A 21,514-nucleotide genomic window follows, 5' to 3' on the forward strand; every position below is an offset into this window, starting at 1 on the left:
ATCCACGGATGCAGGAGGCACCGATGCAATGGATACGCATAATAGGGAGCATAGCCGTGTTAACGCCGTCGATTGCGCAGGCTGGCGACATAAGCGGCAACTGGGCGCGCGGCGATGGCAAGGCGCGGGTCAAGATTGCAGAATGTGGCAAGGATATTTGCGCCACCAATACGTGGATCAGGTCCGGAACCCCAAAAGAAAAAGCCGGCGACCGTCTGGTTATGAACATAAACCAGATTGCGGGCGGCCAATATTCTGGAACTGCTTTTGATCCCCAGCGCAACCTTACCTACAAGCTTAGCGTAAAGGTAAACGGCGATAAAATGACGACCTATGGCTGCGTTCTGGCAGGTCTTTTGTGCCGTGATGTCAGTTGGTCACGCATAAAGTAACGCAGAATGCATAATGTTTTAGTTAAGCCGGTTGGCACTGGAGAGTGGTTTAGATGAAATCCTATATTGTCGCTTATGTGGTCACAGCCTTCGCTTTTCTGGCCATTGATTCAGTCTGGCTGACGAATATGGCCAATGTGTTTTATCGCCCTGCCATGGGTGATATGCTTGCGCCAAGTTTCCGTCTCGCTCCAGCAGTCGTATTCTACGTGATTTTCGTATTTGGACTGGTGTTTTTCGCAGTGCGACCGGGACTTCTCGCAGGAAGTGGAGCTGTTGTGTTGCTCAACGGTGCGCTTTTAGGATTTGTTGCCTATGCGACTTATGACCTGACCAATCAAGCCACATTGAAAAACTGGTCATGGGCCCTGACAATTGTCGATCTGATCTGGGGGACTGTGCTGTCTGCCGTCTCGGCCTATATTGGCTATTGGGTAACGTCGCGTTTGGTCGGCTAGACTGGAGAAGTAATATGCAGAAATTGGGTCTTCTGGCGGTCTTCGTCCTTGTGACGATTACGATTGGCATGACGATGGGTATCAGTTTTCCTCCGGGTGAATGGTATGCATCGCTACAAAAGCCGTGGTTTACGCCGCCCAACGGCGCTTTTGCGCCAATCTGGACGATCCTCTATGTCTTGATTGCGATTGCGGGCTGGCGAACCTGGTTGAAGGACACCGGTTGGCAACGTCGCGGGCCATGGTTTGGTCAAATGGTGCTGAACTTTATCTGGTCGCCTATTTTCTTCGGTGCCCATATGACGATGCTTGGACTGGTGGTTATTATTGGCGCATGGCTTTGCGTGCTGTTGTTCATCATCCGCGCATGGCAGCCTGATCGCATATCCGCATTGTTGTTTTTGCCATATATCGTCTGGCTGTTTTTGGCGACTGCTTTGAATGCAGCCATCGTGGTTCTAAACTGAAAATGAAAAAGGCGGCAATTTTGCCGCCTTTTTCAGATGCCTATCAGCGGTTGAACCATGCGCATCAGCCAACCCTGGAATTTTAGTGGGGCATCCGTCACGGCAAGGCATATGCAATCACCGCCGTTCGAAGCGATTGGTTGATGCACAAGATCGGCATTTGCTTCTTCAATATCGCCGCGCGCAAAAATGCCGGTTTCATCTTCGAAACTGCCACAAAGCACCAGCGTCAGCTCGCGTCCGCCGTGGCCGTGTTCGGGCACAGGTTTGCCAGCCGGGATCTTCAGCAGCCTGACATTGGTTTCGCCATCATTGATCGCAATCGGCACCTGATAAGCACCACGACCAAGAGATTTCCATTTCAAATCAGGCAGATCGCCACCAACGTAAGAGCGCAGTGGTTCAGGCAGAATGGCAGGCGTTGCAAGGGGTGAGCCGCGATGTTGCACGGGTTGCGGGGGCATCTTCGGCTGATTTGTGAGCCGGTCTTTTATCGAATCCCATGAATCAATTTTGATTTGCTGCGGAGCGACTGTTTCGAGAAGCTCACCGCCAATTTGCTCAAATTGTTTAAGCCGGGAGCGGCAGGCAGGGCAAAGCGCGAGATGTGTTGCGACAGCGATACTCCAGCCTTCAGCCAGTGTTCCGGCTGCATAGCTTGAGAGAAGTTCGTCGCTTAGATGGTGTTGAATGTTCATCACTGCGCTCCCGAATTATCGAGCGCAGAACGCAATTTGTTAAATGCCAGCCGCAGGCGTGATTTCACGGTTCCTAAAGGCAGATTGAGCTTTTTGGCTATCGCACTGTGGGTGCTTTCCTCGAAATAGGCGAGTTCGAGCAATGCGCTTTGCTCTTTTGGCAGGTTCGCCATCGCAGCCCGCAACTGATTGGCGGATTGTTTCTGCGCAATCAGAATGTCGGCAGGCTGCTCTTCATCGGGCACGAAGGCCGGGTCGGTTGGGTCGAATTGCGGACGCCGCGCACGCCGAATGGCATCAATGCGTTGATTGCGTGCAATCGTGAAAATCCAGGTAGACAGGGCTCCTTTGGAAAAATCAAACTGGTCTGCCTTGTTCCAGACTGCAATCATGGTTTCCTGCATCAATTCTTCCGCTGTTTGCGTATCGGCAGACAATTTGGCCATATAGGCTTTAACGCGCGGTGCGAAATGTTTGAAAATCGCCTCGAACGCGTCCATGTCGCGCCGCGAACTGACCGCCAGCATCAATTCCTCCAGGGAGGGCTGATTTTCAGAAGCAGTCCGCTCGGTCATCCGTGTTGAATCCCATATGCTCAGATGCGACAAAGCCAGAAGCGGCGAATAGCACTCTATTTTCTTTTGCCACGTCTGTGAGCTGAAGGAAACGTTTGTATTCATAAAGCTTGATACGAAGGCAAAATGAAACTGGATCACAGTCCAGGTAAAACTGTCAATTTTTTGTGCTGTACGGCTGTATGATGGCTGAGTGTCGGGGCTGATAATCTTGCCCATAATCGCGTAAAAGAGTGGTGGCAGTGTCATACTCTACGGCTTTGGAAAAGGCATAGCCTTGCCCAAGCTGGCATCCCATTTTTTCGAGAGTTTTTGCCAATTCAAGCGTTTCAACACCTTCTGCGACGAGTTTGATGTTCAAGTCTCTGGCGATTTGTACAATGCCTTTTACAATCGCGACACTTGGATCACCGGGCACAAGACGGCATACAAAAGACCGGTCAATCTTGATGATGTCGACCGGAACGGTGAGAAGATGGGCCAGTGCAGCAAAGCCAGTGCCAAAATCATCGAGCGCGATACGCACACCCAGTAAGCGAAGGTTTCGAATACCTGATGCAACAACATCGTCGCGCTGCCCGATATAGGCGTTTTCTGTTACCTCTATGATGAGATGGCACAGCGGAACATTATATTGGGCAAATGTCTTTGAAACGAAAGCAGCAAGATCACCCACATAGAAGTCTGCTGCTGTGACGTTAACGCCGACATGCTGTACGGGAAGGCCCAGGTCCAGCCAGCGCCTTATGTCCTGCGCGACGATAGAAAGCATATATTGGGTGATCTCGGATGCAATATGCACATCGGAGAAAGATTCCTGAAACATGGCCGCAGAAAGAATGTCACCTGACGGCGTTGTCATACGGCTCAATGCTTCAAAGCCGATTATTTCCTTCGTATCAAGCCGGATGAGTGGCTGATAATGTGCCGTAATACGCTTTTCTTCGAGCGCTTCACGCACTTCCCTGATCGAGTTTCGCCTGTGAACGATCCGGGTGCCGACATTGGCTTGATAAAGCACAAAACTGCCGCGTGCATTTTCCTTGGCATGAGAGAGCGCAAAATCCGCATTCCGGCGCACAGTCTGCGGATGCGTATCAAGAGCAGCAAGAACTGCTCCGCCGATCGTCACGCGTGGCAGGATTGTCTGACCGTCACAATGGACAGGCGAAGACAGAGCTTCAAAAACAAGATCTGCCGCATGATCAAGGTCGTAGAGTGCTTTATGGTTCTGGATGATGACGGTAAACTCATCCCCGCCCGTACGGAATGTTATATCCGGCGAAAGAGCCGCTGCAATGCGCGTGGCAATCGTGTTGATCAACACATCACCCACTTCATGGCCAAACGTATCGTTGGTGACTTTGAGGTTATCAATGTCGATAACAAACAAGGCCCAGCTACCGGGTAATTCGCAACGCAATTGCGACAGCGCATCATCAAAGGCTGTGCGATTGGCGACGCCCGTCTGAATATCCACCGTCGCTCTTCGCTCATAATTGAGGATTCGCATTTCGCGCATCATCGCAAGCTTGCAAAGCCCCACAGCTATATCGATGATTTCTTGCTCGGCTGCCGATGGCGTGTGCTTCTCATCAAAATAGACCGCCAATGCGCCCAGAGCATCGCCTGTATCGCTGAGGATGGGGATTGAAGTGCATGCAAGCAGCCCCAGTGGCAGGGCGAGCTGCTTATAACTTGCCCACTTGGGATCATTTTCAATATCAGAAACGACGACCGGCACTTTGTAATAAATGGCACGACCGCAAGAGCCGACGTTCGGCCCAACGACAATTCCATTGAAAGAATAGCCGTAACTATCGGGGAGATTTGGCGCGGCGAGCATATGCAGCATTCCCGCCTGATCGACGGAGCAAATCATCGTGCGGGCATTTAAAATCAGCCCTTCAATTCCAAGACACAACTGCTCAAGCGTTTGCTTCAGAGGATTGCCTCTGGCTATCAGCTCAAGAACATTGTTCTGAAATTTTAGCACGCATTCCCCTTCGTTTCGTCGTCTTATTTTGATTGTAATTTTACACGGTTATATCATTTTTCAAAGGACTGTCTTATGGGAGTATCGAATATAGTTACTTCAATATTTATTGAAGATTCATAAGTTTATTGCTTTTTTACTTTGTAGATTGTGAGCCTAAAATTAGAAATTGGTAATAGAAGGCGCACTGTTTCAATAATCGATCATCACCGCACCCATATCACGTTATGTGCCGGTAGATGGCGTGGTCTATGCTTTGGTTTGCATTCTGATAGAAGCGGGTAAGACAACGATTGGCGCCCCTTCTTATAAGAGAGGTGTTGTGCACGAATTCCCGATGCTGCAAGCGTCGTGATTTGGCCATATGCGTCTGAATGACAGGCTCAATGTAAAATCACGCCCGTGCCTTGTGGTTTTTGTCATCGCTCTGTCATGGGGGCAGAATAAAAGCGCGCAAACAATCAAAGATTGCGGGCAATGTTACACGTCTCAAATATATGCACTGATTTTGCTGTTCAGGCCGAGGGGATAAGCCTGGCCTATGGCTCAAGCATCATCCTTAAAAACATTGATCTGAATTTGCCAAAAGGCCAGACGCTTGCGCTGCTCGGTCCATCGGGGTGTGGCAAGACCACATTGCTGCGTCTGGTGGCAGGTCTTCTCGCACCAACAACAGGTTCCGTCATGATTGATGGCGTGAAGGTTGCCGATGCTGCAACGGGGCGCTTTTCTCCGCCGGAAAAGCGTCAGCTTGGCATGGTGTTTCAGGATTACGCACTGTGGCCGCACATGTCGGTTTATAGGAATGTCTCGTTTCCGCTTGAAATGCGTGGGGTCGGACGGGCCGAGCGTGAGACTCGTGTGAAATCGGCATTGGATCGGGTTGGCCTTTCGGGTTTTGGTGATCGCTCGATCAGCGATATGTCGGGCGGTCAGCAGCAGCGTGTGGCGATTGCGCGTGCAATTGTTGCCGAACCTGGCCTCGTGCTGTTTGATGAACCGCTTTCCAATCTTGATCGTGAATTGCGTGAAAACATGGTCAATGAAATCGGCCAGCTTGTCGCCAATCTCGGTCTGACCGCAATTTATGTGACGCATGATCAGAGCGAAGCTTTCTCACTGGCGCATCAGGTGGCGATCATGCGCGCCGGTGTTATCGAACAGCTTGCGGCACCCGAAATTCTCGTTGCGCAGCCGACCACACCAGCGGTTGCCGATTTTCTTCGGCTTGGCTGTGTGATGCCGGTGGAACGAGCGAGCGCTGGCTATCGGATAGCGCAAACGGACATTCATCTTTCACATCTTACGGCTCCCGAAATGGCCACGCACGTGCTGCTGCCGTCACGCTCGGTTCGCAGTGTTGAAATGAGTGATGCATCGATTCCTGCGACCGTTCTGCGCACACAGTTTCGCGGTGATGGGCACCTGACGACTGTCCGCATCGGTTCACAGCATGAGGGGCATGAACTGACCTATCTTGATAATCATCGTCACACGCCCGGTGTTCCTGTCGGCATAGCAATCAATGCTGAAGAGCTCCGCTGGTTCGCCTAACAATCACTTCACGTCCCATATCTCAGGAGAGATTTATGAAGAAGTCGCTTATCGGTGCTGGTATGGCATTTGCCGCAGCTCTGCTCGCAAGCACGGCTGCATTTGCTGACATCACCGTTTATTCAGCTGGTCCCGGCAAACTGATTGAAGGCCTGGCCGCTGGTTTCACAGCCAAGACAGGCACGAAGGTCAATGTCTTTCAGGCAACGACAGGCAAGGTAATGGCGCGTATCGAAGCTGAAGCCGCCAACCCTGTTGTCGACGTTCTGATTTCAGCCTCATGGGATACAGCAACGGATTTCGCCAAGCGCGACTGGCTTGTGGCATACACAAGCCCAAATGCTGAAAAAGTTCCCGATTTTCTGAAAAATGAAACGGCTGTTGCACAGGGCGTTTCGGCACTTGGCATCGCATGGAATCCAAACAGCAAGACTCCAAAGCCAACCGAATGGGCTGACCTTGCCAAGCCTGAATACAAAGATCTGGTGAACCTTCCAGATCCATCGCAGTCGGGTGCAACTTTCGAGCTTGTTGCAGCGCTTTCGGAAACGCAGGGCTGGGATCTTTTCAAGAAGCTCCATGAGAATGGTGCGGTTGCTGCCGGTGCTAACGCAGAAGCGCTGAACCCCGTGCTTCAGGGCGCGAAAGCCGCTGTTTTCGGCGCTGTCGATTATATTTCCCTCGCAGGCAAGGCCAAAGGCGAGGCCATTGACGTGATCTTCCCGACATCGGGCACCGTCATTGCGCCGCGTCCGGCCATGATCCTTAAATGGTCCAAAAATCAGGATGAAGCCAAGCAGTTCATTGATTACATGCTTTCGGAAGAAGGCCAGAAGATGGTGGCAAAAACCTATCTGATGCCCGCACGTTCCGACCTTTCTGCAAATCGTCCTTTGATCAACGATCTAAAGATTCTGAAGATTGATGCAGCGGCCGTTTACGGCAATCGTGATGAAACGCTGAAAGAGTTCAACGCGATTTTTGGCGCGAAGAAGTAATGAACCGGCGGCTCTCTCAATATTGGGAGAGCCGTTTCATTTTGTTTATTTTTAAAAGCGCTGTCATTTTCCCAGACAGCGGGAATACCGCAGAGGCAATCATGAGTGCTAAGACCGCTACTGCTGCAAATCCGCTTGGGCTTGTGGCCGTCATCGGCCTTGCCATTGTCGTTGCGGTTCCGTTTATTTTCATCGTTCTGCAGGCGATTTTCCCGCAGATAGGGCAGGGTGTGTTCAGCGCGCCTTTTGTGCATTTGCCAGCATTGTTTGAAGATCCAAAGCTTATGCGTATGACCGGCAATACCATTTTGCTCGGTGTCAGTGTCGTCGTGCTGTCGGCTATTATCGCAGTGCCGCTCGCTGTGTTCCGAGCACTTTACAAAGTGCCGTTGGCGCTGGTCTGGGACGTGCTGATGCTCGTACCCTTCATGATCCCGCCCTATATTGCAACGCTTGGCTGGATCATGACTTTGCAGCCGCGCGGCTATCTTGAACAGCTTACAGGGTTCAACCTGGCACCATTTCTGTTTTCGCTTGCAGGCATGACATTCGTGATGGCGCTCAACACGTTTCCGCTGGTCTATTTTGCGGTGTCCCGCACGATAGAAGCGGTCGGTGCGCGCTATTCTGACGTGGGCCGCGTGTTTGGTGCATCGCCTTGGCGCGCGTTCTTTCGCATCACACTGCCGCTGGCAACGCCCGGACTTGCAGCAAGCCTGCTGCTCGTTTTCGCTTCAGCAATTGAGGAATATGGCACACCGGCCGCTCTCGGCAGCCGTTCGGGCTTCGATGTGCTGGTAACGGAAATCGACCTGCGCATATCCGATTGGCCGATTGATCTTTCGGGGGCTGCTGTCTTTTCGCTGGCACTGGTTTTGTTGTCGCTCGCGGCTTTCATGCTTCAGCGCTGGATTTTGACACGCCGTTCTTATGTGACGACTGGCGGTAAACCGCAGAATAAGGACAAGCGTGATCTTGGAGCGTTCAGGGTTCCGGTCGTTATCCTGTTTGGTGTGGTCGCTTTTGCGGCAGCCGGTGTACCCCTCCTTGCCATTCTCGCAACTGCCATGTCGAAAACCATTTCCGGCGGGCTGACGCTGTCCAATCTCGGTTTCGATAATTTTGCAGATATCGCTGATAACAGCGCGGGCGCTATGCGAGCCTTGACAAACAGTCTTTCTTTGGGCGTCGCAAGTGCGCTTCTGACAGGTTTGCTGGGTGCTATCGCTGCCTATGCAGTTGTGAAAATGCGTTTCCGTGGGCGTTTCTGGCTTGATGTTCTAACTGTGTTGCCGAACGCCCTTCCGGGGGTTGTGGTGGCTGTCGGACTGATCCTTGCTTGGAACCAGCCGTCGCTGCTCATCTCGCCTTACAATACGCCGCTCATTCTGCTGCTTGCTTATTGCTGCATTCTGTTGCCGCAGCCGATCCGCTATGCGACAGCGGCGTTTCATCAGATTGGTGACAATCTTGAAGCGGCAGCGCGCGTGTGCGGAGCAAGCAGTTTTATGACCTTCCGCCGCATCATGCTGCCGCTGATCGCACCAAGCTTGATCACCGCAATGCTGCTGGTTTTTGCAGTCGCAACGCGTGAGCTGGTCGCTTCCATTCTGGTGGCACCCGTCGGCATGCAGACGATTTCCATTTTTATCTGGCGGCAGTTTGAACAGGGATCAATTGGGCTTGGCATGGCGATGGCGTTCATTGCGATCCTGTTGACGACGCTGTTGCCGTTGTTGTTGATGGGGCTGCTCAAGCGCACCGGTTTGGTAAAATCTAATTCTGTCGACAAATTGCGTACAGAGATTTATCCTTTCAGCATGCCACAGAGTCCGTGGCAGAGGCTGAAAGGAATAAGCAATGTCTCTCACCACTCAACACCCAAGCATTTCCAATGATGAGCGGCTGGCGCGTATTGATGTACTGCGCCGTCGTTTGAGCGAAAAAAACATTGGTGCCTTGCTGCTTGGGTCCACCGAGAGCCTGCTTTATTACACTGGCCTTGTCTGGCATTCGAGCGAGCGCCTGCTTGGCGCAGTTATAACGCAAAGCGAGATTGTCTATATTGTTCCGGGTTTTGAGCAGAGCCGAGTGGAAAGCCTGCCGCATTTGGCTGGCGAAATCCGCATCTGGCAGGAAGAACAAAACAGTGTCGCCCTTGTGGCTTCTCTGCTGAAAGCCGGTGAAACGCTCGCTGTTGATGATGCTGTGCCGCTCTTTGTCTATAATGCTTTATGTAGAGAAATCGGTGCTGAGCGTCTTGTTGACGCTGGTCCGCTCATTCGCGAACAGCGTATCGTAAAATCGCAGACTGAAATCGATATCATTAAATATGCCATGGGGCTGACACTGGAAGTGCATCGCCGCGCGCATCAGTTCATTCGTCCGGGCATTGCCGCTTCTGATGTCGTGCGCTTTATCGATGAGCAGCATCGTGAATTGGGCGCTGATGGCGGCTCGACCTTCTGCATTGTCTCTTTTGGCGAGGCAACATCGCTGCCGCATGGCGCGGATGGTGAGCAGTTTTATAAAAATGGCGATGTCATTCTGGTCGATACGGGTTGCCGGATCGATGGCTATCACTCTGATCTCACCCGCACCTATATGCTGGATGCGCCGACCGCCGAATTTGAGCGTATCTGGACGATTGAACGGCAGGCGCAGCAGGCCGTGTTTGATGCTGCAAAGATAGGGGCTGCCTGTTCCAGCCTTGATGATGCCGCTCGCGCCATACTGGTCAAGCATGGGTTGGGGCCGGATTATCAGCTCCCCGGTCTTCCGCATCGTGCGGGTCATGGTCTGGGACTGGAAATCCATGAAGCGCCTTACATTGTTCGTGGTAATTCGCTGCCGCTCCAACCGGGCATGTGCTTCTCCAATGAGCCGATGATTGTTGTACCGGGACAGTTTGGCGTGCGTCTTGAAGATCATATTTATATGAGTGCTGAAGGCGCGCAGTGGTTTACGCAGCCTGCCAAGGGACCAACAGAACCTTTCTCCTGATAACCGCAAAAGGATATGCTGATGACGGAAAGCGATATGAACGCCATCCCTGAACGCAAGCGCGGTTCTGGTGGGAAAATGGTCTATGACCTGCTGCGCGATGAAATCCTCGATCTGGTGCTGCCGCCTGGCAGCCCAATTGATGAGGTGCAGCTTGCAGAGCGGTTTAAAATGTCTCGCACCCCAATCCGCGAAGCTTTGGTGCGGCTGGCAGGTGAGGGGCTGATCGATACGCTGCCCAATCGTTCGACCATGGTATCGAATATCGATTTCCTCAATATGCACACCTATTTCGACGCGTTGACTTTGATGTATCGCGCCACGACCCAGCTTGCCGCCAAAAATCATCGGCAGGAAGATCTGGACATTATAGCGTTACATCAGGTGGAGTTCACGAAGGCTGTGGAAGCGCAGGATGCGCTTTTGATGATTGCGACCAATGCAGAGCTTCATCTTGCAATCGCCGAGGCGGGGCGTAATCCATATTTTACAAATCTTTTCAAGCGTTTGTTGGATGAGGGCCGACGCATTCTCCGTCTCTATTATCAATCCTATAATGATCAATTGCCTCGCCGTTTCGTGGAGGAACATGAAGAAATGATCGCCGCAATTGCTGCACGCGACATGAAGCTGGCGGAACAGCTTGCGCATGAACATGCCGAGCAGATCGTGCGTCAGGTGCAGAAACTCGTCATGCGCGAAGACCGTCTGGAAATAAACCTGTAGTGCCGTGTAATTCCTGTCGACAAATAAAATACAAACTGATATATCAGATAGGGAGGGCCGAAAATGGCAATCGCCATCACAGGCCAATGGCTCTGGTTTTGTTTGTAGCATTGCCTGCTTAAGTTGTTTGTCGGCAATACTCTGAGAGGATTTCTACATGGCTGCCAATATCTTTACCGGCGTGATTCCGGCTTTGATGACCCCTTGCAAAGATGATCGAACGCCTGATTTTGATGCGCTGGTGCGCAAGGGTAAGGAACTGATCGCCGACGGTATGTCGGCTGTCGTTTATTGTGGTTCGATGGGCGACTGGCCGCTCCTTACAGATGAACAGCGTATGGAAGGTGTTGCACGCCTGACCGCCGCCGGGGTTCCTGTTGTTGTTGGCACTGGTGCCGTGAATACAACCATTGCCGCCGCCCATGCAGCGCATGCGCAGAAGGTCGGCGCCAAGGGCCTTATGGTTATCCCGCGCCTTCTTTCGCGTGGTTCGGTTGTTGCGGCTCAGAAAGATCACTTCAAGACTGTTCTTTCGGCAGCGCCCGATCTTCCAGCCGTCATCTACAACAGCCCATATTATGGCTATTCAACCCGTGCCGATCTGTTTTTCGCCTTGCGTGCAGAGCATCCAAACCTCGTTGGTTTCAAGGAATTTGGTGGGCCTGCTGACATGCGTTATGCAGCCGAAAACATCACCAGTCGCGATGATGAAGTCACGCTGATGGTTGGCGTTGATACAGCTGTGTTCCACGGCTTCGTTAATTGTGGAGCAACAGGTGCGATCACAGGTATCGGCAATGTGCTTCCAAAAGAAGTTATTCATCTTTGTAAGCTTTCGCAGGCCGCAGCAGCAGGCGACGCTGACGCCCGTCAGCGCGCGCTTGAACTCGAACAGGCGCTTGCCGTTCTTTCGTCTTTCGATGAAGGCCCGGACCTCGTTCTTTATTTCAAGCACATGATGGTTCTGAAGGGGGACAAGGAATATACGCTGCACTTTAATGCAAGCGATGCCCTGTCAGATAGCCAGCGTGGTTATGTTGAAGCGCAGTTCAAGCTGTTCAACAAGTGGTATGCCGAGTGGAGCAAGCTGCCTGGCGCTGTTCAGACATACAAGGCTTGACATAGCCATAGATTGAAAACAACTTCGTGCTGTCCGAAGGATGTAGCCTAGAGCGCATCCCGAAAAGTGTGAAACGGTTTTCTGACCAAGATGCGCATAAAAACAAAAAGATAGAGCGAGCAATCGGGTACGGTTAAGCGCGCACGCTCTGTCCAGAAGGTTTGTCAGCAGTTTGATGGCCGGGTGATTTATCACCCGGCCATTTTGATTAGTCTTTTGTTACTGTGGCGACATAGTTGGCATCAGCAACCATGTTGAAGTTATGCACATTCGCACCCGTTGCAGCTGTTTCGATCTGTTGATAGATAACAGCGATCGGGCTTGTTTCCTGAAACTTCTTCTGAATATCGTGGTACATTGCTTCGCGCTTGGTCGTGTCGCGCTCTTCGGCTGCTGCCATAGTTTCAGCAGTCAGTTCAGGAATGTCCCATGAAGCCTGCCATGCAGTGGTCCGCAAATTAACTTCATCGCCATTGTTCGGATTGTTGGTGAAGGTGACGGCATTCGTATGTGGATCCCAATAGTCCGGCCCCCAGATGCCGAGGGCAAGCTGGTGCTTGCGTGCGCGGACTTTTGTTGTCGTCAGTTTGCCGTCGCCCTGCAAAATCTCGACATTCACGCCAGCCTTTGCCATTGTCTGCTGAATGCTTTCAGCAATGCCGACATAAGGTTGGTTGTTGCGGACGTCTAAGGTGACGCTGATGCCGTCTTTTAATCCAGCTTTTTCAAGCAGTTCCTTGGCTTTTTCAACGTTGTAATCGAACGGATTGTCGTCCGTAGCGCCAAACATGCCAACCGGCAGGAAGGACTGATGCTTGCGGCCAATTCCCTTGATCAGGGTACCTTCGATGGTGTCGTAATCAATGAGATATTTCAGTGCCTGACGCACTTCCGGCTTGGCGAGTTCAGGGACACTCTGATTCATCGACAGATAATAGACGCGTCCCTTGGGGGCGTTGATGATGTTGAACTTGCTGTCCTTTGCCAGCTGCTCAATATCTCCCGGTTCCAGATTGCGTGCGATATCGATGTCGCCGGCCTCAAGCAAAAGCCGCTGCGACATGCCTTCCTTCACATGGCGGTAGATCACACGCTTCATTGCAGGCTTGGCGTCGGTATAATTGTCATTCCGTTCCAGCAAAAGTACTTCATTGGCACGCCATTGCTTGAGTGCAAACGGACCCGATCCCGCATAATTGTTCTTCAGCCATTCATAGCCAAAGTCAGTTTCATAGGGATATGTCTCGGTTTTTTCAGTTTTCTGCTCATGTTCCTTGACCAACTTGCTATCGACGAGCGAGGCGACGCTGGAGGTCAAACAGTTGAGAACAAAGCTTGGCGCAAAAGGCTTGCCGGTGGTGAAAACAAAGGTCTTATCGTCAACGGCTACTGCATTTTGCTCAACATTATCAGGCGTAATGCCAAACTGGCTGAGGATGAAAGCGGGACTTTTATCAAGTTTAATTGCACGTTGTATGGAGTAAGCCGCATCTTGCGCGGTGATCGGATTGCCCGAAGCAAACTTCAAGCCGTCGCGGATTTTGAATGTAATCGACTTACCATCATCAGAAAAAGTCCAGCTTTCGGCGATCTGTGGAATGATCTTAGTCGGATCCTTGGTATCTGTCGTTACCAGACGTTCGTAGGTGCTGGTCAGCATTTCCGATGTGGTAATTTCAAAAATTTCTGCCGGGTCGAGCGAAATGATGTCATCAATGCTCATTGCAATCACCAGCGTGTCAGCGGGTGTCGCAGCTTCTACAGCTTGCGGCGATGCAGAAAGGCATAGGGCGAATATGAGTGCAGTTGGAATAGTTGAGCGCTTCAGGCGCCTCGGAGCGGTAGTCTTCATGCTTTTTCCTCTGGAGATCCAGGCTTCTGGGAGCCGGTAATCATCAATATTTTGCGGGTTTCAAGGGCGCTTCGGCGGAGGCGACTCTTAATATCGCGATTCATAATAGATTCCGGTTTTTCAACGGGCACAAGAGTTAGACAAATTTAGACGTAAATAAAAAGCGGCTGAAAATTCCAGCCGCTTTTGGTTTAGGAAATGGCATCCAGACCTTTTTCCAGAAGGAGATCAAGCTGGTCGATTTCTGCTTTGGTGAGCTTGACGCCATCGCTTTCAGATTCCGCGCGTGCCTTGAAGCGGCGCTGCGATGGCAGGCGAGCGCCCTGACCGACGATCGCCTCAAAGAAAGCTTCCGCACGGGCAAATGGATCGCCGGGTCGGCCCTTGGCAAAGGCTTCCGGTGAAAATGCGATGATGAGCTCGCCATGCACTGGCGACAATGTGGTGGTGCCGAGGAAATCGAGCACTTCGGGGCTGGTCAGGTCGCCGATCATGATGGCAGCAAGCAGTTCAACCATTGTGCTGATTGCCGACCCCTTATGCCCGCCAAACGGCAGCATGGCACCTGCCAGTGCAGTTTCTGGATCGGTCGTCGGGTTGCCTTCTGCATCCAGCGCCCAGCCTTCCGGCAATTGCTTGCCTGCGCGGCGATGCAGTTCGATCTCGCCACGCGCCGCAACAGAGGTTGCAAAGTCAAAGACATAAGGCGATGTTTCCTTGCGCGGCCAGCCAAAGGCAAAAGGATTGGTGCCGAGCAACGGCTTGTTGCCGCCGGTTGGCGCAACCGTTGCGTAGCTTGGGCACATGACGAGTGCTGCGAGACCTTCGCTCGTCAGCGCTTCGACTTCCGGCCAGAGTGCCGAAAAATGCGTGCAGTCGTTGATGACGAGGGCGGCTAAGCCGTTCTTACGTGCGCGCTCGGCAAGCACAGGGACGCCCAACTCGAAAGCCGGGTTTGCAAAGCCGAAATTCGCATTGACGCGCACGATGCTGGAGGCTTCATCTTTCACGATTTCAGGAATTGCGTCTGCTTTTACCTTCCCGGCCTTGACTGTGCGAAGCGCACCCTCGATACGGTATATGCCGTGAGATTTGCAGTGATCGCGTTCACCCGCAACAATCACACGAGCGACGGCAGCAGCCTGTATAGCGTTTAACCCTGCTTTACGAAAAATCGCCTCTACGCGGTCGTGAAGGTTAGCAATGCTCAGGATGGTCGTCTCGCTCATTATGCGTCTTTCATGGCTGCGCCTGACAGGAGGTGTCTACAGGCAATTGATATCTGCGCACACACTGTATACAAAGATTTAGGGTATACAATCATTAGGTATGTGCAATTTAGATGTAGCCGGATACTGGCTTAATTGTACGTCGATTTCTACAGGAGGATGAACGAATGGCATTCACGCCCAAAGGAAAACACCTTGTTGCTGGCGAGTGGCTCGACGGAGCCGGCACTTTTGAATCTTCACCAGCAAGTGGGCCTGCTCATTCGTTTGCAGTTGGTACAGTTGATCTGGTGAATCGTGCTTGTGAAGCAGCTGAAGACGCTTTCTGGTCTTACGGCTATTCAACCCGTGCCGAACGTGCTCAGTTCCTGCGCGCAATCGCTGATGAAATTGAAGCACGCATTGCCGATATCGTCGTGATCGGCTCACAGGAAACCGGCTTGCCGGAAGCACGACTTCAAGGCGAAACCGGACGCACCACCGGCCAGCTTCGACTGTTCGCCGACCATATCGAAAAGGGTGACTATCTTGATCGCCGTTTTGATGCAGCGCTTCCTGATCGTCAGCCAGCGCCGCGTCCTGAAATTCGTCTGGTTCAGCGTCCAATCGGGCCTGTCGCAGTTTTTGGTGCATCGAACTTTCCGATGGCGTTTTCGACTGCCGGGGGTGATACCGCAGCAGCGCTTGCAGCCGGTTGCCCTGTGGTCGTGAAGGGCCATTCGGCCCATCCGGGAACGGGTGAAATTGTTGCGCAAGCCGTAGAAGCCGCAATCAAGAAGACCGGCGTTCATCCAGGTGTGTTCTCGCTCATTCAGGGCGGTCGCCGTGATGTCGGTCATGCGCTCGTTCAGAACCCTTATATCAAGGCTGTTGGCTTCACGGGCTCTCTCGCCGGTGGCCGTGCATTGTTTGACCTTTGCGCTGCGCGTCCAGAGCCTATTCCATTCTTTGGTGAGCTTGGTTCGGTTAATCCGATGTTCCTGCTGCCGGAAGCCATGAAGGCGCGCGCCGAAACGCTCGGACAGGGCTGGGCTGGCTCGCTCACCATGGGTGCTGGTCAGTTCTGCACCAATCCCGGCATCGCCGTTGTTCTTGATGGTACTGATGCCGATCGCTTCACTGCGGCAACTGTTGAGGGGCTCAAGAAAGTCGCTCCGCAGACCATGCTGACTGATGGTATTGCGCAGGCATATCATGAAGGCAAAGAGCGTTTTGATACGCGCAATGCAGTCAAGCCGCTCTACGAAACCGAGTCGTCGGGTCGCCAGGCTTCGCCAAACCTGTTTGAAACAACCGGTGAACGCTTCCTGTCCGATCATGCGCTTGGTGAAGAAGTGTTCGGTCCTCTCGGACTGGTTGTCCGCGTGGGTTCAGTCGATGAGATGGAAAAGCTTGCCCGCGGCTTTGAAGGCCAGCTGACCACGACCATTCATATGGATGCTGGCGACATTGCCTCTGCACAGAAGCTCCTTCCGGTGCTGGAACGCAAGGCAGGCCGTGTTCTCGTCAACGGCTTCCCCACCGGTGTTGAAGTGGTCGACTCGATGGTTCATGGCGGACCATATCCGGCTTCCACAAACTTCGGTGCAACCAGTGTGGGCACGATGTCGATCCGGCGCTTCCTGCGCCCGGTTTCTTACCAGAATTTCCCAAAGGAACTTCTGCCAGAAGATTTCGCATAATTTCGCAAACATGAAATCAGAAAGCCCCTCCAATAGAGGGGCTTTCTTCATTGGTTACTCGTAAAGCGCCGCAGCCAGTTTTCGGATTGCATCGGCTGTGCGTGGGCCAAATCCCAGCATATATGGTCCTTCCAGTACAATCAGTGACCGGCTGCGCGCGGCAGGCGTTTCTTGTAACGCTTTGTGTGAAAAGACATCTTCGTGCCTTGGCCCGCCATTGCCGTCAGAGAGCATCAAAACAATGTCCGGTTCAGCCTTGGCCAGCCATTCTTCGGATACAGGCTTATAGCCGGAATAGGCTGAAAGCGGATTGATCCCGCCTGCATAACGGATAAAAGCATCGGCTGCCGTGTCGCTGCCCGCACCGCTCAGACGCGCCAAACCATGAAAGAAGACCACTTTCTTTTGCTTGTCTGCCGATATTCTGCTGGCATAAGCCGTGGCCGCATCAAAATCATCGATGACTGTCTGCGTCAGGGTTTCACCTTGCTGTTTCCGACCGAGACGCTGTGCAATGAGGCTGATTTTTTTGATCAGTCCCTCTCGGGTGTTGTCTACGGGAACATAGAGAATTTCGACCGCTGATTGATTGAGCACATCGGTTGTTTCCGGCGGACCAATATCTTCAGATGCAATAATCAGGTCCGTGTCGAGCGCCAGAATACCCTCTGGCGAAAGGCTGCGCCGGTAGCCGACATTGGCTTTAGCGGCAGTCTCGGCTGGATATTTACTGCTTCGGTCAACAGCGATGATCCTGTCGCCTGCTCCCAGTGCGAAAATGATTTCCGTTATATCGGAGCCGAGAGAGACAATGCGTTTGGCGGGAGTATTTTCCGCAAAGGCCATCAGTGGTGCAACATGAAGCAGTATTAGCACAAACAGGGATTTTGCTATGCTGCGCAACAGGAAAACCCGGAGAGGATGTAAGAAATGCACGCCTGCCTGCCCATTTATTCTATGATCTGATCAGGAGTAGCTATTAAATATGAATTTAATAATCAAGTTAAATCACCCAAATTTATCACGGCGCGTGGAACGAGCCGCCTGTGTACTTACGATGCGCATAACACCCTTGACGGGCAGGCAAACGCCCAGCCGAACCGCAGTGTCAAATTACTGTCGGTGCTGAGTTGATGATAATTGTGCTGACACCGAGCAGGGCTATTCCTTGCGCGCGGTGCGTTTGACGGGCTGTTTAGAAGTTGGCAATGGCCGCTTAAAATCTTGACGGTTAAAATAGAGAAAGCCCCGCGTTCCGGGGCTTTTTCGATGTTGAGTGGGCATCAACTGATTGCTCGGCCGACCCAGATCAATATACAGGCCCCGATAAAGCCGGCAACCAGATAGCCGAGCCAGCCACCGAACGACACACCGAGGAAGCCGAAGATAAAACTGGCGATCGCTGCGCCGATGATACCCAGAATGATATTCATGAATATGCCCGTGTCACTATTCATGAAATTGGAAGCTATCCAGCCTGCAAGGCCCCCAATGATGATTGCTGCAATCCAGCCTATACCTGCCTCACCCATTCTTTGTCTCCCTGACTGATACAATAAAGATGGATATGTAGCAGCTCAGGCTTTCGGCAAGGGGTAAGATTAAGACGGGCAGGGGCTTGTCTCCGCCGCCCGGCTTACTCTGCGTTTTAGAATGGCCAGGCGCGCTGGGGTCCGCGCATCTCTTCCCACGCATGCGCCATTTGCAGAACGCCAAGGTCGTCAAAACGACGCCCGGAAATCTGCAAACCAATTGGCACCCCGGCGCTGTCATAACCACAATTGACAGAAATCGCGGGTTGCTCGCTCATGCTGTAAAGCAGCGTGAAATTGATATGCGCCATAGCCCGGTTAACATCGTTATCATATGGATAGGCCCAGTCTGCCGGGAAGCTTACATTTGGCGATACGGGCGAGAGGACGAAGTCATAAGCGGATGTGGCTGCGACAGTGGTTGAACGAATTTGCAACGCTTTCGTGTAGCTTTTGTAGACATCCTCGCCGCTTTTGCCCAAACCCGATTCCGCCCATGTGCGAATGATCGGCAACAGCTTCTCACGCTTTTCATCGGAGAGAGCTGCAACATCAATACCTGCACGGGTGCGCCAGAAACTATCCAAACCGTTGAGCATATCTTCGCTCATCCATGGATCAAGCGTTTCAACAATCGCACCATTGGCACTGAACACGTCGGCTGCTGCTTTGACAGCATCATAAACTTGCGGATCAACAGGCATGCCGCAGCCGGGATCAAGATGGAGCGCGATGCGCAATCCTTTTACATCGCGTTTGAGGTCGCTCCATGCAATATCTGCAAAAGGCAGGTTCATATGATCGCGGTGATCGGGCTGCGATAGCACGGCCATGGCAAGGGCAGAATCTGCAACTGTGCGGGTCATTGGTCCAACAACGCGGCCCATGAAGGGCGGGTCAATAGGAATACGCCCAAGGCTTGGCTTCAATCCAGCAAGACCGCACCATGCCGCAGGCAGACGAACAGAGCCGCCAATATCTGTGCCAAGATGAATGGGGCCATATCCGGCTGCACCGGCAGAACCCGCACCCGCACTTGAACCGCCGGGGTTCATGTCCGTGTTCCATGGATTGCGTGCAAGCTTATGGAAACTTGAAAGGCCAGATGACAGCATACCGAAATCCGGCATCGTTGTCTTACCGATGAAGACTGCACCGGCTTCGCGCAGGCGCGCTGCCGGAGGCGCATCGGCTGCAAGGGGCTTCAACTCAGTCACCGCTGTGCCGAGCGGCATCGCATCGCCTTTGGTGGCGATGTTTTCTTTCAGTGTAACCGGCACGCCATCCAATGACACGCCATTGGCCATGATTTGCTCTCCGGCCTGCCAGCGTGCTTCAGAGGCTTTTGCGGAAGCAAGTGCGCCATCCGCATCGACGAACCACATTGCATTCAATTCTGGTTCGTGGCGTTCAATATGCTCAAGAACGGCCTTGGTAACATCAACGGGTGAAAAGCGCCCGGCCTTATAGCCGTCAATCATTTCATGGGCGGTCAGTGCATTGAGTTTAGTCATGATCAGATTTTATCCATGGTATGGGAAACTAGAATTTGGTTTAGAAGGATTTGCTTCATGCGATGGCGAGTTCCCGGAATTGGGCAAAATCCCATTCTCTGCCGGGGGCTGCATCGATAAGGCTGCGCGTATAGACGTGTTTTGGCGCGGAAAGCACGTTGAACGCGGTGTCGTATTCGACGACGCGTCCGTGCTGCATCACCAGCACATCGTCACAAATCTGCGCGGCGACCCGCAGATCATGGGTGATGAAAAGAATGGCAATGCCGAGTTTTTCCTGCAATTCGTCGAGCAATTGCAGCACCTGCGCCTGAACCGAAACGTCAAGCGCGGAAACGGCTTCGTCAGCGACCAGCACATCAGGTTCCATCGCAACCGCGCGTGCAATAGCAACGCGCTGGCGCTGCCCGCCTGAGAACTGATGCGGATAACGATTGATTGCATCCTCGGGCAGGCCAACCAGTTGCAGAAGTTCTGCCGCGCGCGCTGTCGCTTTGCGCTTTTCGACGCCCATATTGACCGGGCCTTCGATCAGGCTTCTGCCAATTGTCCAACGTGGATTGAGCGAACGAAACGGGTCCTGAAAGATGATCTGGATATGTTTGCGATGGGGTTTAAGTTGGCGCTGGGTGAGTTGCGCAATATCAAAGTCCGCCACCTTAATCTCACCGGATGTCGGCTCGATCAGACGCATCACACAACGCGCTACCGTTGATTTACCAGAGCCGCTTTCGCCCACAATACCCAATGTGCGGCCACGTTTGATCGTGAAACTCACATCACTTGCCGCAAAGGTGTGATCGCCTTTTGCGAAGACGGAGTGGGTTCCGTAGCTCTTTTGAAGATCATTGACGCGAAGCGCGATTGCCTCGCAAGCAACATCGCGGGCCGCACGCGGCGTCAGGCTCGGCACCGATTGCAGCAGCTTCTTGGTGTAATCCTGTTGTGGTGCACGCAGCAGTGTTTCGACAGGGGCATGCTCGACCACATTGCCATGTTTCATCACATGAACCGTGTCGGCAATCTCGGCGACAACTCCCATATCATGCGTGATGAAAAGCACGGCCGTCCCGTGCTTTTCCTGCATTTCAGAAATCAGGCTGAGGATCTGTTTTTGCGTGGTCACGTCAAGCGCGGTTGTTGGCTCATCGGCAATCAGCAATTGCGGCTCAAGCACCAGTGCCATGGCAATCATGATGCGCTGGCGCTGGCCGCCTGAAAGCTGGTGCGGATAGGAACGATAGACACGGTCGATGTCGGGCAGGTGCACCTGTTCCATGATGTCCAGAACGCGGGCTTTTCTTTCGTTGGCAGGCAGGTTCAAATGCGTGCGCAGCACTTCTTCGATCTGTTCGCCAACGCGCAACACCGGATTAAGTGCGGTCATCGGCTCCTGAAAGATCATGGATATTTTTCGTGCCCGAATGGCACGCATCGCCTGTGGACCAAGATCGAGAAGGTTTTTGCCCTCCAAATCAATTCGCCCGCCCGCAGGTTCCAGCGCGCCTTTTGGCAAAAGCCCCATGATCGAAAGCGAGGTGACAGATTTGCCTGAGCCACTTTCGCCGACAAGGCAGACCGTTTCACCTTTGCGGATTTTAAGCGAAAGGCCATTGAGAACTGGTGCAGCATTGCTATTGCCTGCAAGCCTCACGCTCAGATCGGTTATTTCGAGAACGGTGGGTTCTTTATCAAAATTGCAGTTCTTGAATATCATG

The 21,514-nt window shown here is 52.6% G+C and carries 19 protein-coding genes; 10 read left to right on the forward strand and 9 right to left on the reverse strand.

Going from position 1 to position 21,514, the window contains the following annotated elements; all coding sequences use genetic code 11:
* The first annotated feature begins 23 nt into the window (after window positions 1-23).
* The 3 genes from VBH83_RS02350 to VBH83_RS02360 are packed head-to-tail and all read left to right on the forward strand — an operon-like array spanning window position 24 to window position 1,317.
* Window positions 24-392: a DUF2147 domain-containing protein gene (locus tag VBH83_RS02350; RefSeq protein WP_265984007.1), complete on the forward strand. Its 369-nt coding sequence runs from the start codon at window positions 24-26 to the stop codon at window positions 390-392.
* Between the two features lie 53 nt (window positions 393-445).
* Window positions 446-850: a DUF2177 family protein gene (locus tag VBH83_RS02355; protein ID WP_265984008.1), complete on the forward strand. Its 405-nt coding sequence runs from the start codon at window positions 446-448 to the stop codon at window positions 848-850.
* A gap of 14 nt (window positions 851-864) precedes the next feature.
* Window positions 865-1,317 carry a TspO/MBR family protein gene (locus VBH83_RS02360; protein ID WP_265984009.1) on the forward strand — a complete coding sequence of 151 codons (453 nt, stop codon included), beginning with the start codon at window positions 865-867 and terminating at the stop codon, window positions 1,315-1,317.
* A 32-nt stretch (window positions 1,318-1,349) separates the two neighbouring features.
* Here VBH83_RS02360 and VBH83_RS02365 read toward each other — a convergent pair whose 3' ends face one another.
* The 3 genes from VBH83_RS02365 to VBH83_RS02375 form a co-directional block, all read right to left on the reverse strand.
* Entirely contained in the window at window positions 1,350-2,015 is a 666-nt protein-coding gene (locus tag VBH83_RS02365) for a ChrR family anti-sigma-E factor (RefSeq protein ID WP_265984010.1), read from the reverse strand.
* Window positions 2,015-2,590 (reverse strand): sigma-70 family RNA polymerase sigma factor, encoded by a 576-nt coding sequence (locus tag VBH83_RS02370; RefSeq protein WP_396996141.1) that lies wholly within the window; start codon window positions 2,588-2,590, stop codon window positions 2,015-2,017. The genes VBH83_RS02365 and VBH83_RS02370 overlap by 1 nt, the downstream gene beginning before the upstream one ends.
* 157 nt (window positions 2,591-2,747) lie before the next feature.
* Window positions 2,748-4,586 (reverse strand): EAL domain-containing protein, encoded by a 1,839-nt coding sequence (locus tag VBH83_RS02375; RefSeq protein WP_396996143.1) that lies wholly within the window; start codon window positions 4,584-4,586, stop codon window positions 2,748-2,750.
* A 477-nt stretch (window positions 4,587-5,063) separates the two neighbouring features.
* Between VBH83_RS02375 and VBH83_RS02380 the strand changes: the two genes are divergently transcribed.
* From VBH83_RS02380 to VBH83_RS02405, 6 genes are all read left to right on the forward strand, one after another.
* Window positions 5,064-6,140, forward strand: coding sequence for an ABC transporter ATP-binding protein (locus VBH83_RS02380; protein ID WP_396996145.1), 1,077 nt, complete (start codon window positions 5,064-5,066; stop codon window positions 6,138-6,140).
* A 35-nt stretch (window positions 6,141-6,175) separates the two neighbouring features.
* Entirely contained in the window at window positions 6,176-7,138 is a 963-nt protein-coding gene (locus tag VBH83_RS02385; protein ID WP_265984014.1) for an ABC transporter substrate-binding protein, read from the forward strand.
* 101 nt (window positions 7,139-7,239) lie between these two features.
* Window positions 7,240-9,036: an ABC transporter permease gene (locus VBH83_RS02390; protein WP_396996147.1), complete on the forward strand. Its 1,797-nt coding sequence runs from the start codon at window positions 7,240-7,242 to the stop codon at window positions 9,034-9,036.
* Window positions 8,999-10,141, forward strand: coding sequence for a Xaa-Pro peptidase family protein (locus VBH83_RS02395; RefSeq protein ID WP_265984016.1), 1,143 nt, complete (start codon window positions 8,999-9,001; stop codon window positions 10,139-10,141). Before VBH83_RS02390 ends, VBH83_RS02395 begins: the two co-directional genes overlap by 38 nt.
* Window positions 10,142-10,162: 21 nt before the next feature.
* On the forward strand, window positions 10,163-10,867 hold the full coding sequence (locus VBH83_RS02400) for a GntR family transcriptional regulator (RefSeq protein ID WP_396996150.1): 705 nt from the start codon (window positions 10,163-10,165) through the stop codon (window positions 10,865-10,867).
* Window positions 10,868-11,024: 157 nt separating this feature from the next.
* Window positions 11,025-11,987 carry a dihydrodipicolinate synthase family protein gene (locus VBH83_RS02405; protein WP_265984018.1) on the forward strand — a complete coding sequence of 321 codons (963 nt, stop codon included), beginning with the start codon at window positions 11,025-11,027 and terminating at the stop codon, window positions 11,985-11,987.
* A gap of 208 nt (window positions 11,988-12,195) precedes the next feature.
* On the opposite strand, the gene VBH83_RS02410 is transcribed toward VBH83_RS02405, so the two are convergent.
* Both VBH83_RS02410 and VBH83_RS02415 read right to left on the reverse strand, forming a co-directional pair.
* Window positions 12,196-13,839: an ABC transporter substrate-binding protein gene (locus tag VBH83_RS02410; protein ID WP_265984019.1), complete on the reverse strand. Its 1,644-nt coding sequence runs from the start codon at window positions 13,837-13,839 to the stop codon at window positions 12,196-12,198.
* 191 nt (window positions 13,840-14,030) lie between these two features.
* Complete coding sequence (locus VBH83_RS02415) at window positions 14,031-15,068, reverse strand: Ldh family oxidoreductase (protein WP_265984020.1); 1,038 nt, start codon at window positions 15,066-15,068, stop codon at window positions 14,031-14,033.
* Between the two features lie 167 nt (window positions 15,069-15,235).
* On the opposite strand from VBH83_RS02415, the gene VBH83_RS02420 reads away from it, so the two are divergent.
* The gene (locus VBH83_RS02420; RefSeq protein ID WP_265984021.1) at window positions 15,236-16,750 is read left to right on the forward strand and encodes an aldehyde dehydrogenase (NADP(+)); all 1,515 of its coding nucleotides are present in this window, start codon (window positions 15,236-15,238) and stop codon (window positions 16,748-16,750) included.
* 54 nt (window positions 16,751-16,804) lie between these two features.
* Here VBH83_RS02420 and VBH83_RS02425 read toward each other — a convergent pair whose 3' ends face one another.
* The 4 genes from VBH83_RS02425 to VBH83_RS02440 all read right to left on the reverse strand — a co-directional run bounded on the left by VBH83_RS02425 (window position 16,805) and on the right by VBH83_RS02440 (window position 21,513).
* A complete protein-coding gene (locus tag VBH83_RS02425; RefSeq protein WP_265984022.1) occupies window positions 16,805-17,626 on the reverse strand; it encodes a hemin ABC transporter substrate-binding protein in 822 nt (273 codons plus the stop codon).
* Window positions 17,627-18,033: 407 nt separating this feature from the next.
* Window positions 18,034-18,282, reverse strand: a complete 249-nt coding sequence (locus VBH83_RS02430) for a GlsB/YeaQ/YmgE family stress response membrane protein (protein ID WP_265984023.1) — start codon at window positions 18,280-18,282, stop codon at window positions 18,034-18,036.
* 116 nt (window positions 18,283-18,398) lie between these two features.
* On the reverse strand, window positions 18,399-19,796 hold the full coding sequence (locus tag VBH83_RS02435) for an amidase (protein ID WP_265984024.1): 1,398 nt from the start codon (window positions 19,794-19,796) through the stop codon (window positions 18,399-18,401).
* A 55-nt stretch (window positions 19,797-19,851) separates the two neighbouring features.
* Window positions 19,852-21,513, reverse strand: a complete 1,662-nt coding sequence (locus tag VBH83_RS02440) for an ABC transporter ATP-binding protein (RefSeq protein ID WP_396996154.1) — start codon at window positions 21,511-21,513, stop codon at window positions 19,852-19,854.
* Window position 21,514: the final 1 nt, after the last annotated feature.

Origin of the sequence: Ochrobactrum sp. S1502_03, from assembly GCF_044435015.1 — a bacterium.
Lineage (GTDB): Bacteria > Pseudomonadota > Alphaproteobacteria > Rhizobiales > Rhizobiaceae > Brucella > Brucella chromiisoli.